12 protein-coding genes are annotated in these 15,450 nt (G+C 60.2%); 4 read left to right on the forward strand and 8 right to left on the reverse strand.

Going from position 1 to position 15,450, the window contains the following annotated elements; all coding sequences use genetic code 11:
- Positions 1–118: 118 nt before the first annotated feature.
- The 5 genes from AAC126_RS12560 to AAC126_RS12580 form a co-directional block, all read right to left on the reverse strand.
- Entirely contained in the window at positions 119–1,498 is a 1,380-nt protein-coding gene (locus AAC126_RS12560) for a HAMP domain-containing sensor histidine kinase (protein ID WP_339853831.1), read from the reverse strand.
- 349 nt (positions 1,499–1,847) lie between these two features.
- A complete protein-coding gene (locus AAC126_RS12565; RefSeq protein WP_339853832.1) occupies positions 1,848–3,143 on the reverse strand; it encodes a TRAP transporter large permease in 1,296 nt (431 codons plus the stop codon).
- A complete protein-coding gene (locus AAC126_RS12570; protein WP_339853834.1) occupies positions 3,136–3,639 on the reverse strand; it encodes a TRAP transporter small permease subunit in 504 nt (167 codons plus the stop codon). The genes AAC126_RS12565 and AAC126_RS12570 overlap by 8 nt, the downstream gene beginning before the upstream one ends.
- A gap of 63 nt (positions 3,640–3,702) precedes the next feature.
- Complete coding sequence (dctP, locus tag AAC126_RS12575; RefSeq protein ID WP_339853837.1) at positions 3,703–4,695, reverse strand: TRAP transporter substrate-binding protein DctP; 993 nt, start codon at positions 4,693–4,695, stop codon at positions 3,703–3,705.
- Between the two features lie 49 nt (positions 4,696–4,744).
- Positions 4,745–5,623, reverse strand: a complete 879-nt coding sequence (locus AAC126_RS12580; protein ID WP_339853838.1) for a shikimate dehydrogenase — start codon at positions 5,621–5,623, stop codon at positions 4,745–4,747.
- Positions 5,624–5,818: 195 nt separating this feature from the next.
- On the opposite strand from AAC126_RS12580, the gene AAC126_RS12585 reads away from it, so the two are divergent.
- The 3 genes from AAC126_RS12585 to AAC126_RS12595 all read left to right on the forward strand — a co-directional run bounded on the left by AAC126_RS12585 (position 5,819) and on the right by AAC126_RS12595 (position 10,573).
- Positions 5,819–7,480 carry an alpha/beta hydrolase fold domain-containing protein gene (locus AAC126_RS12585; protein ID WP_339853839.1) on the forward strand — a complete coding sequence of 554 codons (1,662 nt, stop codon included), beginning with the start codon at positions 5,819–5,821 and terminating at the stop codon, positions 7,478–7,480.
- 57 nt (positions 7,481–7,537) lie between these two features.
- Positions 7,538–9,433 (forward strand): bifunctional sugar phosphate isomerase/epimerase/4-hydroxyphenylpyruvate dioxygenase family protein, encoded by a 1,896-nt coding sequence (locus AAC126_RS12590; RefSeq protein ID WP_339853841.1) that lies wholly within the window; start codon positions 7,538–7,540, stop codon positions 9,431–9,433.
- Positions 9,434–9,541: 108 nt separating this feature from the next.
- The gene (locus tag AAC126_RS12595) at positions 9,542–10,573 is read left to right on the forward strand and encodes a siderophore-interacting protein (RefSeq protein WP_339853842.1); all 1,032 of its coding nucleotides are present in this window, start codon (positions 9,542–9,544) and stop codon (positions 10,571–10,573) included.
- Positions 10,574–10,596: 23 nt separating this feature from the next.
- Here AAC126_RS12595 and AAC126_RS12600 read toward each other — a convergent pair whose 3' ends face one another.
- Both AAC126_RS12600 and AAC126_RS12605 read right to left on the reverse strand, forming a co-directional pair.
- Positions 10,597–11,604, reverse strand: coding sequence for a putative transporter (locus AAC126_RS12600; RefSeq protein ID WP_339853844.1), 1,008 nt, complete (start codon positions 11,602–11,604; stop codon positions 10,597–10,599).
- Positions 11,605–11,713: 109 nt separating this feature from the next.
- A complete protein-coding gene (locus AAC126_RS12605; protein ID WP_339853846.1) occupies positions 11,714–13,945 on the reverse strand; it encodes a PAS domain-containing sensor histidine kinase in 2,232 nt (743 codons plus the stop codon).
- 226 nt (positions 13,946–14,171) lie between these two features.
- Here AAC126_RS12605 and AAC126_RS12610 point away from each other — a divergent pair, with 226 nt between their 5' ends.
- Positions 14,172–14,633, forward strand: coding sequence for a GNAT family N-acetyltransferase (locus tag AAC126_RS12610; RefSeq protein WP_339853847.1), 462 nt, complete (start codon positions 14,172–14,174; stop codon positions 14,631–14,633).
- Between the two features lie 10 nt (positions 14,634–14,643).
- On the opposite strand, the gene AAC126_RS12615 is transcribed toward AAC126_RS12610, so the two are convergent.
- Positions 14,644–15,432: an enoyl-CoA hydratase/isomerase family protein gene (locus AAC126_RS12615; RefSeq protein ID WP_339853848.1), complete on the reverse strand. Its 789-nt coding sequence runs from the start codon at positions 15,430–15,432 to the stop codon at positions 14,644–14,646.
- Between the last annotated feature and the right edge of the window lie 18 nt (positions 15,433–15,450).

Here is a 15,450-nt window from a genome sequence, read left to right on the forward strand (position 1 = left end):
TCGGGGTCCTACGTCTCCCAGACGTGAAGCCTCCCTGTTCAACTTGCCGGGAACCTTTGGGTTCTCGGCAATTTTTTTGGACGAGAGGCATTCCAGCCTGCTCCCCGCTTCCAGAGCCTCAGCCCTCCGTCCCGACAGGGAGCAAGACGCGGATAGTCGTCCCCACGCCGAACGCGCTTTCGATGCTCAGGCTGCCGCCATGCAACTCGACGAACTTCTTGGACAGGGCAAGTCCAATGCCCTTGCCGCCTGGATTATGGATCTTGCCGCTCTCAAGTTGGTTGAAGGGCTCCAGCGCCTTGGGGATATCCTCTTCAGCCATGCCGATTCCCGTGTCCGACACGCATATTTCCAGGAAACCGCTGGGACCTTCCTGCAGCACGACATCTACCTTTCCACCTGGCAGCGTGTAGTGAATTGCGTTGTTCATCAGGTTGATCAGAACCTGCCGTAACTTGAGACGGTCAGCGGCGATCACCGGAGAAGCATTATCAGCGCAGGAGATATTCAGCTCGACATCACGCCGCCTTGCCAGGGGAGCGAGCAAATCCCGGCTGAAAGAGATGATCTCCGCAACCTCGACAGGCTCTTTGTCGATTGCTGCCTGCAGGCTCTCGCTTTTCCCGAGATTCAGCATCTCGTCAATCAGGTTTGACAGGTGCTTTCCGCTCTCGGCGACGAGAGATCCGTATTCCTGATATTTCACATTGCCGATCGGGCCGACGGCTTCCGTGCCGATGATCTCCGCAAAGCCGATGATGCTGTTGAGTGGCGTCCTCAATTCATGCCCGAGCTTGTTAAAGGTTTCCTGCTTCAGATTCTTCTCAATCTCCGCTTCCCTGTGTGCGAGCTCAAGATTGGCGAGCAAGTGCTCCTTCTCGGCCGCAAGGGACAGACGCTCGTCCACCGATCGCGCGATCGCGCGGCCCCAGATCAGGACCAGGGTCAGGAAAACCAGCCCCATAGACGAGATTATAAATCCAGGGCCGCCCTCCATAATGGCAACCCCTACCGTGGGGCCCAGACTGGCGGGAACAACGAAAGCCCGGAAAACCCTCTGGCTGCCCGTCATGGTGAATGTGGCACCGGCCAGCATCCCGCAGACAGCCATGGACATAACACCCAAAACATCGATGGGCATTGGAAAGGCGACAATGGCGACGCCGATAAGCGACCAGATTCCCCCCTGCACGGCGGCACAGAGAAACATCCGGCTTTCCCAGAGCGGCGCTTCCGCGCTCGTCACCTGGGCACGCCCGAACCTTTCGACAAGACTGATCCGATACAAGGACACGGCAGACATAAGACCGACCCACACGAACAGATAGGCATGCGGGACGTGGTCTTTCGCGGCGATCGAAACCAGGCCGGCAATCGCGATGTTTGAGAGCGCAGGAAATTTCGAGCAAAAAAGCGGCTCAATTTTCTGCAACATCAAGTCGACGCCAACCTCATGGAAATCGGATCTCTTTTTCTGATCCTCAGATGAGTTCTTCATCAATCTTCCACTCAATTGTTAAGTAACCAGACGTCCTTCATTCAGTAAGCATTTTGCGCTTCAGGGGCCGAAGTAAGAGCCCCCTCTCCGATACGTTTGTCTTCTGCATTCTGTCATAGAGCCTCGGATGAGGTCTAATTTGCGTCAATAATGTTGCCTATTTCGCTGATTTTTTCCAGCGTTTCCCATGCAGCGCCGCTCCTTCCCGGAAGCATCCGGCTTCCGGGGCGCAAACAGACGGTAAGAAATCAACATTTGGAGAAAGCGGGAAGACTAACCCCGTGCCCGTGATCTAACCTCACGCGAATACCGCAAGATGCGGGCGGGGGCACTCAGCCCCCGCCCGGCTTTATCCCTTGTAGCCGAGCAGGCGCGGCAGGAAGAGCACGAAGTCCGGCACGAAGGTAATCACCCCAAGCGCAACCAGAAGGGCTGCCAGGAACGGCAGCAGATCCTTCACGATCCGGATCAGCGGCTGCTTCGTGATCGAGGCCACGATGAAGAGCAGCAGGCCGTAGGGCGGCGTGATCAGGCCAAGCATGGCATTGACCACGGCAACAACCCCGAAATGCACCAGATCGATGCCCAGCGCCTGAGCCGTCGGCAGGAAGATCGGCACGATGATCAGCAGGATCGCCCCTGACTCAAGGATACAGCCAAGCACCAGGAACATGACGTTGATGGCCAGCAGGAAACCCGCGCGCGAAAGATCATACTGGCTGAGAAAATCAGCCATCATCTGCGGCACGTTCTCCCGCGTCACCACATAGTCGAAGGTCAAGGCACCCGCGATCAGGATACCGACCGTCGCCGTCGACCGGGCGGAGCCGAGCAGGGCCTGATAGAAGCCCTTGAACGTGACGGAGCGGTACAACAGGACAGAAATCGAGAGGGCATAGAACGCCGCCACGGCAGCCGCTTCCGTCGGCGTCATCACCCCGCCATAGATCCCGCCCAGCAGAATAACCGGCAGCAACAGGGCCGGAATGGCGCGGAATGTTGTCGCCGGCAGCTCCCGCAGCGGGATGGCCTCATCGGTCGCGAAGTCTCTCCGGTGCGCGATGATCATGTTCATGACGATCAGCACGACGCCCATCAGCAGCCCCGGCAACATCCCGGCGGCGAACAGGTATCCAACCGACTGGTCCGAGACCAGGGCGTAGAGCACCATGGGAATGGAGGGCGGGATGATCGGCCCGATGGTGGCCGAGGCGGCCGTGATGGCAGCGGCATAGGAGCCGGTATATTTCCCGTCCTTGGTCATCATGGTGATGATGATCTTGCCCATACCGACCGCATCGGCGACGGCGGAGCCGGACATGCCGGAGAAGATCAGCGACGAGACCACATTCACATGGCCGAGGCCGCCCTTGAAGCGGCCAACCAGTGCCTGGCTGAACCGCAACAGGCGATCCGCCAGCGTGCCGATATTCATGATGTCGGCGGCCAGGATGAAGAGCGGAATGGCAAGCAGCGTGTAGCCGTGGAAGAGCCCCTGCAGCAACGTCTCGGAGGCGATCGAGGGATCGAAACCGCCAAGCAGCAGATAGGTGAAGGCGCCGCAGATCATCGCCAGCCCCATCGAGAGCCCGCCGAAAGCCAGGAACAGGATAAGCAGGAGAGCGACTGTAAACGGATCAATCATAATCATGAGTCTCCGCCCCGTGGGTCAGGCTGAAGGCGGGGCCGGTTCCGGACAGGCCATACCAGACACTGCGCAGGGAGCGGAAAATCACGGCCAGCGCAAAGGGGACATAAATGGCGAAGACGTAATCGAAGCGCAGCCGGATATAGGCCGTCTTCTCGATCTTCATGAAATCGATGAATTCCCAGGCCATCGGCAGCGTCCAGGCGAACAGACCGGCACAGATCAGCCCCGTGATCACGTCCAGAGTCCGGCGGCCGCCGCGCGGGAACATGTCATAGATGATGTCCAGCCGGATAATGTCGCTATCCCGGACAACAAAGGCGTAACCGAACAGAATGCCCCACAGCCAGCAGATCGACACCATTTCGACCGTCCAGCCCAAAGGCAGGTTCAGCACGTAGCGGAAAACAATCTGTATGAGAAAGCTCGCGAACAATGCAGCGAGCACCAGCGCGAGAAAATTCTCGGCGCGACGCGACAGCCAACCCAGCAAAGCGGTCCCTCCGGAAAAGACAGCGGCACCGGCGCCGCAAAAGCGCCGGTGCCGCCTCGGATATTAAATCTTGTTGATCTTTTCGAGGAGTCCGGCGGGCCAGTTCTTCGAATAGTCGGAGTTTTTGTACATATCGAGCGCGTGGTTACGGAACGCATCGATGTCCGGCTTGTAGAGCTTCAGGCCTTCTTTCTCGAAGAAGTCCGCCATTTCTTTCTCAAGACCAAGCGTGCTCTGGTCCATGGCGGCCTGGAACTGCATGGCGCATTCCTTGACCTTCGCTTTCTGGGTGTCGTTCAGGCTGTTCCATTTCTTGCCCGACATGGCGAAGATGTTGGTGGCAACCCGGTGACTGGTCAGAACGATCTGGTTGGTCACCTCGTAGAACTTCATCTGCTTGTTGGTCGGCAGCGGGTTGTCCTGTCCGTCAACGGTGCCGGTCTGCAGCGCCGTATAGACCTCCGTGAACGCTACCGGCGTCGGATTGGCGCCGAGCGCCTTGCCGAGAAACTGCCAGCCCTCACCGCCCGGCATACGCAGCTTGATGCCGGCCATGTCCGCCGGCGTCATGATCTTTTTGTCGCCTTTGATGTTGACGTGGCGGGTGCCGATATAGGGATTGGCCAGGACCTTGACCCCGGTCTTTTCCTGAATCTCGCCGAACAGGCCATCCATCACGTCGCCGTCGAACACTTTGCGCATGTGCTCATAGCCCCGGAACAGATAGCCGGTGCCCAGGATCGAGGCGGACGGAACCTGGTTCTCGAAATCGTAGCTGGCGAGGTTGGCCATATCGAGATTGCCGCGCTGCATGGCGGTCAGCTCGGTGCCCTGCTTGAACAGGGTGGCGCCGAAATAGGGCTTGAACTCGAAGCCATCGCCCAGGCATCCGGCGAAATGCTCCTTCAGGATACCGCTGCGGCGGTCCGTTTCCTGAACCGTGTCGGAATAGATGATTTCCACAACGTCAGCAGCGGCTGCGGCTCCCGCCGTAACCACAAGAGCGACGGCGGCGACGGCACCTCTGAGGGCGCCTTTCATGGTTTGGTTTCGCATTGTTTCCTCCCTTTTTTGCGAATTTTGCGGACTCTGCGTTCCGCAGCGGTCAGTCGAATGAGTCGAACACCGCCTTCATCCGGTCGGCATCCGGCGTAACGCCGGTGAACAGCTCGAATGCCCGGACAGCCTGGAAGAGCGCCATACCGGCGCCCGACAACACGGCACATCCCTTTGCCCGGGCATGCGCCAGCAACTCTGTTTCCAACGGAAAGTAGACAATGTCCGCGACCCACTGGCGGGGTGCGATCAACGCGCCATCAATCGGCATGCCCGGCATTTTCAGCATGCCTACCGGGGTGGCGTTCACGATGCCGTCGGCTGCACCGGCGGCCTCGCCAATATCCGTCACGGCCCGGGCGCGGCCAGGGCCGACGCGCGCGTTCAATTCATCCACCAGCTCATCAGCCAGCGCCTGGTTCATGTCGCGCACCAGCAACTGCCTCACACCGGCATCAACCAGCGCATGGGCCACGGCATGCCCCGCGCCACCGGCACCGAGCAGCAGCACATGATCGCGCGCGGCATCGGGCAGGCCGCGCCGCAGGCTCTCCGCAAATCCCCAATAGTCCGTGTTGTGGCCGATCCGGCCGTCTTTGGTGAACAGCACCGTATTGACGGCGCCAACCGCGCGCGCGTCGTCCGAAAGCGCATCGAGATGCGTCAGAATTTCTCTTTTGTACGGTACGGTTACATTGATACCGCAATACCCGGCATCTTCGAGATTGTTCAGAAGCTGGGCGAGCGCTATCTCCCCCATGCCGAGCGGCAGGTCGATCAGCCGGTAATCATACGGAAAGCCAACCGCGGCACCCTCTTCCATATGCATACGGGGAGTGCGCGAGGCTTGAATGCCGTGCCCGATAAGCCCTGCAAGTACGGCTCCCGGCAACGGGGCTTCGCCCATAACCTCGACTTCAGTTCCCACGACGTCCATCCCTTATGCCCAGCCGTTAACAGCATGGCTGATTTTTCTCGATATTGTTCACTACGGTTAAATCTGTCAATAGTGTCGCATACAGGCCGCCATCAGGGTCCGCTCCGGCACGCCGGGGGCGCACCCGGCAAGACGCTTTGGTATGCTGCGACCAACGAAGGCAATTAAGAAGATCAGGGGGAACCGTTGGGCGAGATTGTTACGTCACCAGACCATCCGGAAGATCAGACCGAAGAGTTGTTCCGCGGAGGATGGAAACAGGATCCTGACGCGGTCCGTGCAAACATCCTCCAGATCGCCCGCGAGATCTTCGCCGCGAAGGGCCTCTCGGGTGCGCGCATTGCCGAGATCTCGGCCAAGACCAAAACCTCGAAGCGGATGATCTATTATTATTTCGGGGACAAGGAAGGCCTCTACCGGGCCGTGCTGGAAGAAGCCTATCAGGAAATGCGCCGCTCCGAGGATGCCCTCGATCTGGCCCATGTCCCGCCGGTCGAGGCGTTGCGCCAGCTTGCCGAATTCACCTTCGATCATCACCGCAACGCGGTCACTTTCGTCCGGCTGGTGACTATCGAGAACATTCACAATGGCGAGCATATGTCCCGGTCCGACGGTATCGTCGGCCAGAACAGCTCGGCGATCCGGCTGCTGGAAAACATCTATGCCCGCGGCTGCGAGCTCGGCCTGTTCCGGCGCGGACTGACAGCCCTTGAGCTGCACTGGCACATCTCCGCGCTCTGTTATTTCAACGTCTCCAACCGGTCCACATTCTCCCGGATTTTCGGTGACGACCTGTTCAGCCCCCGAGGCCAGCAGATGCTGCGCCGGCATGTCGGCGACATGATCCTGCGCTTCGTCATGCGGACCGATACGGACAAAGGACGCAGTGTGCTTAACTCACTGGATGAAACGCGCCGGATTCTTCCCGGTATTCTCCGCTTCCTCGACGTCTGGGACAGCAAATGGTCCAGCCTGGCCCCGGGCGCCACGCCGGCGGACCGCCGCATCAGGTTCGAGGCCATCGCCCGGGAGATGCGGCTGGAGACACCGGAGAACGTGGAAACGGACGAAGAGCATTGGATCGACAGTCCCGGCGGCCCCGTCCGGGTCCGGGTCTTCCGCCATGCCGACAGCGCACCGCAAGCCGCGTTGATCTACATGCATGGCGGCGGCTGGATGCAGGGCAGCCCGGAGACACACTGGGACATAACCTCCCGCATCGCAGCCTGGAACCAGCAGACGGTGATCAGCGTCGATTACGCACTGGCCCCCGAACACCCCTACCCCGCCGCCTTCCAGCAATGTGTCTCGGTCGCGCAGTGGGTACACCAGAACGCCGCCAGGCTCGGTATCGATCCGGATCGCATCGCCATCGGCGGTGATAGCGCGGGCGGCAACCTCGCGGCGGCGACCGCCCTGAAATGCAGGGAGCTGGACCTGCCCCTGCGGGCGCAAATGCTCGTCTATCCGTCCTGCGACTTCGACCGCACCCGCCCGTCCTACGCCGAGAATGCAAACGGGCCACTCCTGAAAGTCGCCGGCATGGCGGAGAACAACGCACTCTATTGCCCCGATGCCGGGCAATTGAACAGCGATCCCTATATCGCCCCGCTCGCAGCCGACGACCATGCCGGATTGCCTCCGGCCTACATTGCCGTCGCCCAGTACGACCCTCTACGTGACAGCGGCGCCGCCTATGCGGATGCACTTGAAGCGGCCGGGGTTACGGTCGCCCGGGATGCTGGCGAGGGCCTGATCCATGGCTATCTGCGGGCACTGGAATATTGCCCCGAGACCGAAGCATCCCTGCGCCGGATGTGCGCCTGGCTCAAAACCGCATGCGCATGACAAACGACGGGTAAACACGGCAATCCCCGCGCCAGTGCTAATGGAGGAAAGACACCGATGAAAACATCCATCGCCACAGTCTCGATCTCGGGTGACTTCGAGGAGAAAATGGCCGCCATCGCCGCGGCCGGCTTCGACGGCATCGAGATCTTCGAGAACGATTTTCTTGCCTTCGACGGATCCCCCCGCGATGCGGGCCAACTGGTGCGGGACCACGGCCTGGAAATCACGCTGTTCCAGCCCTTCCGCGATTTCGAGGGCATGCCGGAGCCGCAGCGCGCCCGCACCTTCGACCGGGCGGAGCGCAAGTTTGACCTGATGGGAGAGCTCGGCGCGGACCTCGTGCTGATTTGCTCCAACGTCTCCCCCCTCTCCCTCGGCGGCATCGATCGCGCGGCGGCGGATTTTGCCGAACTCGGCGAGCGGGCGGCGAAGCGCGGCATTCGCGTCGGCTACGAGGCACTGGCCTGGGGACGTCATATCAACGACCATCGGGATGCGTGGGAAATTGTCCGCCGGGCCGATCATCCGAATATCGGATTGATCGTCGATTCCTTCCATACACTGGCGCGGGAGCTCGATCCGAATTCGATACGCTCCATTCCGAGCGACAAAATCTTCTTCGTCCAGCTGGCTGACGCGCCCGCGATCGACATGGATCTCTTTCACTGGAGCCGGCATTACCGCTGCATGCCGGGCGAGGGTGATCTCGACGTCACCAGGTTTATGAGCGCCGTCGCCGCCACCGGTTACGACGGCTATGTCTCCCTCGAGATCTTCAACGACCAGTTCCGTGGCGGCTCACCCAAGACCATCTCCATCGATGGGCACCGCTCCCTGGTCTATCTGATGGACCGGGTGAAACGCTCCGAGCAGGGCATCGCGATGGACGTTCCGGACATGCCGGACCGGGTGCGCGCCTCCGGTATCGAGTTCATCGAATTCGCGGCGGACGAAAAGGAGGCCGAGGACCTCGGCGCCCAACTGACCGCGCTCGGGTTCCAGAAAGCCGGCCGCCACATCGCGAAGGACGTGATGCTCTGGCGGCAGGGCGATATCAACATCGTCATCAACACCGAACGGGAAGGTTTCGCCCATTCCTCCTATCTGGTGCATGGCACGACTGTCTGCGATATCGGCCTGAAGGTGGAGGACGCCGCCGCCACGGTAGAGCGGGCGCGGCAACTCGGCGCGACATTGTTCGAGCAACCCGTTGGTCCCGGCGAGCTGAAAATCCCCGCCATCCGGGGGGTCGGCGGCGGCATCATGCATTTTCTCGACAGCCACAGCGAGCTCGCCCGGGTATGGGAGATCGAGTTCAAGCCGGAAGACGATCAGGCGCCGGACCTCACGGTCGGGCTGACCGGCATCGACCATCTGGCCCAGACCATGAATTACGAGGAAATGCTGACCTGGCTGCTGTTCTACACATCGATCTTCGATACGCATAAAACGCCGATGGTCGATGTCGTTGATCCCGCCGGGCTGGTCCGGAGCCAGGCCATTGAAAATCCGGAAGGCTCGCTCCGCATCACCCTGAACGGTGCCGAAAACAGCAAAACCCTCGCCGGGCATTTTATCACCGAGAGCTTCGGCTCCGCCGTCCAGCATGTGGCCTTCAGGACGGACGATATTTTCGCCACCGCGGAACTCCTGAAGAAAACCGGCTTCGTGCCCCTCGCCATTTCGCCGAATTACTATGACGATCTGGATGCCCGTTTCGCGCTCGATGGCGATCTTCTCAGCCGGCTTCAGAGCGCCTGCATTCTCTATGACCGGGATGAGCAGGGAGAGTATTTCCAGATCTACAGCCCCAATTACGGCGAGGGCTTCTTCTTCGAAATTGTCGAACGGAGAGGCGGATACGCCGGATATGGCGCCAGCAACGCGCAGTTCCGGATTGCCGCCCAGAAACGGGCGCTCGAAAGCGGATCGGCAATAGCCAGCGGGTGAATTGACTCATTGCGCCACGAGACCTTGACATCCGCATGAATTACGACTGATTCTGCGAACAAATCTCATTATCAAATTCGGCCTTTGAGCCGGGATTGGCACGGGGTCATGCAAGCAGAACTTTTGGTTTCGGTGGGAAATGCCGGGACCTGGCTCGACGAACATGTTCGTCATCTGGAGTCTCACGACATTCTTCCCGTGACGCGCGCCGCCAATGACGCGACGTACGAGACCGATTTCGGCCGTATTCATTTGCTGGCACAGGACGAAGAGCTTCAGGTCCGGATCGTTTCACCCGACGAAGCGGCACTGACAACACTTCAGGGATCCATCACCCACTATTTGTCCGAAACAGACCCCGTTCTGGCGAAAAGCATTACCTGGAGCGGCGTCGCCCCCGCCCCGGGCCAGCCGAAAAATTTCCGGGAAATGACGGTCACACAGGTGCAGCCTCTCTCCAGCTGGCTGCTGCGGATGACACTGAAGGGCGAGGACATGGCACCGTTCGACCAGCGCGGCATGCATGTCCGCCTGATGTTTCCGGAGGTGCCGGGCCAGCGTCCCGTCGTATGGCCAACGATAGAGCCATCCGGCGCGGTTCATTACCCGGAAGGCGACGACGCACTGACCGTCCGGGTCTACACCATCCGGCAAATCCGTCCCGAAAGCGGTGAAGTGGATATCGACATTGTCCGCCATGCCGGCGGGGCCTTCGCTGACTGGGCGGAAACGGCCGAGCCGGGCAACAAGGTCGGCATGATCGGCCCCGGCGGCGGCTATTTCCCGCCCGCGGGATGGCTCGCGATTGGTGGTGACGACACGGCCATCCCCGCGATCCTGCGTATTCTGGAAAACCGCCCGGATGAAACCGGCGGCCATGCCGTTATCGGGCTACATCCGCATCAGACCCCGTTCAAGATCGCCCTGCCCGCGAACTTCACCATCGACTGGGTCAGCACGGCCGATCTCAGCGACGCGATGAAAGCCATAACGCCCCCCGTCGCCGGGGACGCTATCTACTGGTTCGCCGGCGAAGCCGAACAGGCAAGAGCCCTCCGGACATACTTCAAGTCAGAGCTGGAACTCCCGGCGGAACGCCGCTCCAGCGCGGCATACTGGCGGCGTACCACTCCCGTCTAAGTCACGCCGGAAAGTCCGATGCGTTATTCCGGAGCCTTGAGCTGCGGCACCTCCGGGGGCAGCGTCCCAATCTGTGCCTCGAAGGCGCGCAGGCGCTTATAGACGGAGATCAGCTCGACGATGATCCCCCAGCTCCGGACCAGGAACTGGAAGGAGGATTCCACCCGCCCGAAGGCCCGGACAATCTGCTGCATGACGCCAAGCGTGATGCCACCGGCGACAATCGTCGGTGCGAGGGCGATATAGGGCACCAGAACGCCGAACTGCAGATAGCTCCATTTCGCCACATCGAAATACATGTAGTGGAAGAACAGCCGGAAATAGTTCCTCCGGACATTCTGGAACAGCTCCCAAACTGTCGGCGGAGCAGCACGGTCCTCGTGATCCTCTCCGTAGACCAGCTCTTTCCGGTAAGCCGCCTCGACCTTCTGGTTGTTGAATTCAAGCCCCGGCAGTTTCAAACCGACAACGGCAAGCACGGCCGTTCCAAAGAGCGCGAATATGATCGCCACATAGACCAGCGCATGCTCGACCTCCCCGAAGAACGGCACCACCTTGATCTGCTTCGAGAGCCCCCAGAGGATCGGCAGGAACGCGGCCAGCGTCATTACTGAATCCAGTAAATTGCTGCCGAGCGTTTCCATGATATTCGCAAACCGCTTGGTATCTTCCTGGACCCGCTGGCTGGCGCCTTCGATATGGCGCAACCGGCCCCAGTGGCTCATGTAGAAATTGTTCATCGCCTGGCGCCAGCGGAACACCCAGTGCTTGGTGAAAAACCCGAGCATGACGGCGATAACAACGTAGATACCCGCGATCCGGCCGAACGTAGCCAGAAAGCCGTAGAATTCTTCGATCGTGATGCTGCCGGGTTCGGAAAGCGCTTTTTGAACGGTGTCATAGAAACCGCCGAACCACTCGTTGATCTGAACATCGAGCTGAACCTGATACCAGGTCCCTCCGACGATCAACGCCATACCAACCCACGCCCACACCGCCCATTCGCGGGTCAGAAAGAAGGATCGAAACATCAGGTCACCTGTTTTCGGTTCGGTTTACTGTTCAGGATGTACAGACAGATTGCCCCCGGAACAACTGGACGCGGAGAATGCGCCCATTTGATGCGCCGGGAAACTGCGGCTAGACCTCGTCCTGATCTTCCTCGACGTCAACCTTGGGCTCCACCGGCTCAGCTTCCGCAAGCGTCGGGTTCGGGCCGTAAGCCGCATGCAGCCAGACCGTCACCTTTGTACCCACGCCGAGCGTGCTCTCTATCTGCAATTCACCCGAATGGGCATCTACCAAAGATTTGACAATACTAAGGCCAAGTCCGGTGCCTTCATGGCTGTGATGCGGATGATTGCTTGCCTGGGAAAAAGGATCGGTGATGGTGGGCAGCTTGTCGGCCGCGATGCCCTCGCCGTTATCCTCGACGAGGATCGCAATCATGTCGCCCCGGTCGGGTTGCGCGGATATCCGGATCCAGCCGCCCTGTGGCGTGAACTTCACGGCATTGGACAGCAAATTCAGGATGACCTGGCGAACGGAACGGAGATCCGCGTACAGCCGCAAGGGCACACCCGGCAGTCCGACCTCGAGATTGATCGATTTGTCGGCCGCGATTTTTGACACCTCGACCATGCTTTCCCGCAACAGATCCAGAAGGACGATTTCCTCCTTCATGATCACGCGCTTACCCGCCTCGATCGCCGCGATATCGAGAATGTCGTTCACCAGCGCCAGCATATGGGTGCCGCTGTCATTGATGGCATCGGCATATTCCAGGTAGGCCGGTGCACCGACGGGACCGAGCACTTCCCGCGAGAGCATTTCACTGAAACCGAGGATCGCATTCAGGGGCGTGCGGAATTCGTGGCTCATGGTGGCGAGGAATTCGGATTTCGCCCGGTTCGCCCGTTCGGCGCCAAGCAGCGCACGGTCCCGGGAGATTTCCGCCTCTCTCTGCCGGGTCACATCGCTGCCTGTTCCCCGATATCCGCGAAACGTGCCGTCATCGTCATAGAACGGCACGCCATTGATCATCACCGCGACTTCCTGGCCTTCATCGCCGCGCAAAAGATAGCGAAACCCGCTGAAAGGCCGCCGCGCCTCGATATCGGCAATATGCGCGCGCCATTTTTCCGAGGTCAGATCCTCTATCGTCGACTCGAAGCGAGTCCGCCCGAGATGGCTTTCCGGGACAAGCCCGCTATAGTCCCTCGCACCGTGCGCGAAATAGCTGAAACGTCCGTCCGCATCGGTTTCCCACAGCCAGTCCGAGGAGGCCTCGGCGAAATCCCTGAACCGCTTTTCACTTTCGTGGAGCTGTTCCTCCGTGCGGGTACGATCCGTCATGTCCTGCATGACCACGACAGTCCCGAACTGGGACTCCCCCGGCATCGCGAGGGACATTTTCGAAACGGCGTAACTCCGGGTCAGGCCCGACGGCAGGACCAGCTTCTCCGACACCTGCCGGGCCACCTGCCAGGCCGCATCGTCCGGCAGGGCACCCTTGCCCTTCCCGCTGCTCCGGGTGATTCCCGACTCCGCCCAGATCTCCTTGATTTTCCGGCCGGCAAGATCAGGCTGGCTACAGCCGGTAAGTTCCGCAAACGCACTATTGGCATTCACCAGAGCGCCCTTACCGTCCTCGACGAAAATCGGCATCGGCACGGCATCGATGATGCTCTGCTGCAGGTTAAGCTGCAGAAGCCGTGCGTCATCGGCGGCATGACGCGCCGCGGCTTCACTGTCGGCTCGCGCCATAACACTATGCAGGGCGACGATCATCAGTCCGACCACGCAGGAAATGGCCAGAAACTGCGCCAGGAGAAAGCCGTAGGGCGCGAACCAGTCCACATGGCGCAACACCGGATAATCCAGTTGATGCACTCCCCAGAGAATGAAGAGCGTCCCGGTGATCCGGTATCCGGCGCCGACACCGTCCACCCCGCCCTTTCGCCAGAGCGATCCGCCTGTAATGATCAACGCGCCACCGGACAGGATGAAGACCGGCACGGTCCGGGCCAGAACCGGCAAATGGAAAATCTCGGCGGCGAGTATCCAGAAAACGATCAAGCTGATCCCCAGAACAACCACCTGGGCCAGAACTCTATATCCGAGAAAACGGCGTGTTCCGGCGGCGATCATGACAGCCGATGCGGACACCAGGATTTCCAGAAAAATCGCCCCGGGCACCGGCGCAAGAAACACAACGCACCCAGTGGCGCCCGCATAGGCCCAAAATCCGCCGGCCCACCAACTCACCCCATCGGGAGCATTCGGAATCGATCTAAAATATGTCAGCGCCGACGCAAGCAGCAACGACGCGAGCATTGCGCTGAGTGCTGCTGTCTGCAGTGAAATAGCCATTTTTGGCCGGTCCCGCCTGTCCATACGGTTTTCATTGATACGCCGAAACCGTAATTATTTTGAGTGCACTAGCGGATACTAAGCCGTGCTCCCTCGATGCGGGCAAGTCTAAATCGCTCTTCTGACAATAAATTCATGAAAGAATACAAGCACTGTTCAGCTTGAGATTAAATCCGTTCAGCCGATATGCTTTGCTTTCATTTCATTTCAGAGATGGGGATGTGAGATGGAAATCAGGATCGACGATCTGACCGGACCGGAAATCGCGGAATTGCTGTCCGCACATCTGGAACACGGCAACGCCAATTCGCCGCCGGAAAGCGTTCATGCCCTCGATCTCGACGGGTTGCGCCATCCGGACATCACGTTCTGGAGCGTTTGGGAGAATGGCGGTCTGCTCGGCTGCGGCGCGCTGCGGGAATTATCGCCGGAGCATGGCGAGCTGAAATCCATGCATACGGCGCGGCAGCATCGCGGCAAGGGCGTGGCCCGGATCATGGTCGAGCATATTCTGGCCGAGGCGAAGAAACGCGGGTACCGGCAAGTCAGCCTGGAGACCGGCTCCATGGAGGCTTTCGCACCGGCACGCGCACTCTATAGCCGTTTCGGGTTCGAGGAATGCCCGCCCTTCGGCAGTTATTCTCTCGACCCGCACAGCGTCTTCATGACCCGGAATCTGGCCGCCTGAGAGGTCCGGCTCAGCGGTTCTGCCAGTTCGGCCTGCGTTTTTCCAGAAAGGCCGACATGCCCTCGCGGAAATCTGCACTGGTATAGGCCGCCTCGATCAGATCCCGGTCTTCCGGAACGGCCCCGCTGGTACGCAACCGCCGGAGCGCTTCCTTGGTCACCCGCATGGTGATCGGCGCATGGCCCTTCATCGTCTCCGCCATCTCGGCGGCGCGCGCCATCACCGCATCCCGGTCCGGCAGCACTTCGGAGACAAGGCCGATCGCCCTGGCTTCCTCGGCTCCCACCAGACGCGCCGTCAGCAGCATCTCCGAGACCCGGGCCGGACCGACGATCCAGGACAGGCGCCGCAAATTCTCGTTCGACAGGCAATTGCCAAGCGTGCGGGCAATCGGAAAACCGAATTTGAGATCCGCCGCCGTCAGACGAATGTCGCAGGAGGCCGCAACTGCCGCGCCGCCGCCCGTGCAGGCGCCATGGATCGCCGCGATGGTCGGCACCGGACAGCTTTCGATATCCGCCATCATCCTGTTGCCGTTGTCTTCGTAGGCAAAGGCATCCTCGGCGGTCGAGAAATCCTTGAACTGGCCGATATCCGTGCCCGCCGCGAAAGCCTTTTCGCCCGCACCGCACATCACGATGGCGGAAACAGCCTCGCCCCGGCCCGCATTCCGGCAGATCTCTGCAACACCTTCATACATCGCAAAGGTAAAGGCATTGCGGGCCTGTGGCCGGTTGAAGGTGATCCAGCCGATGCCGTCCTTCACCTCGTAAATAAGATCTTCGGTCGCGTTTTCCACGACGCCTCCCTTCGCCCG

This window comes from uncultured Nisaea sp., assembly GCF_963974195.1.
Lineage (GTDB): Bacteria > Pseudomonadota > Alphaproteobacteria > Thalassobaculales > Thalassobaculaceae > Nisaea.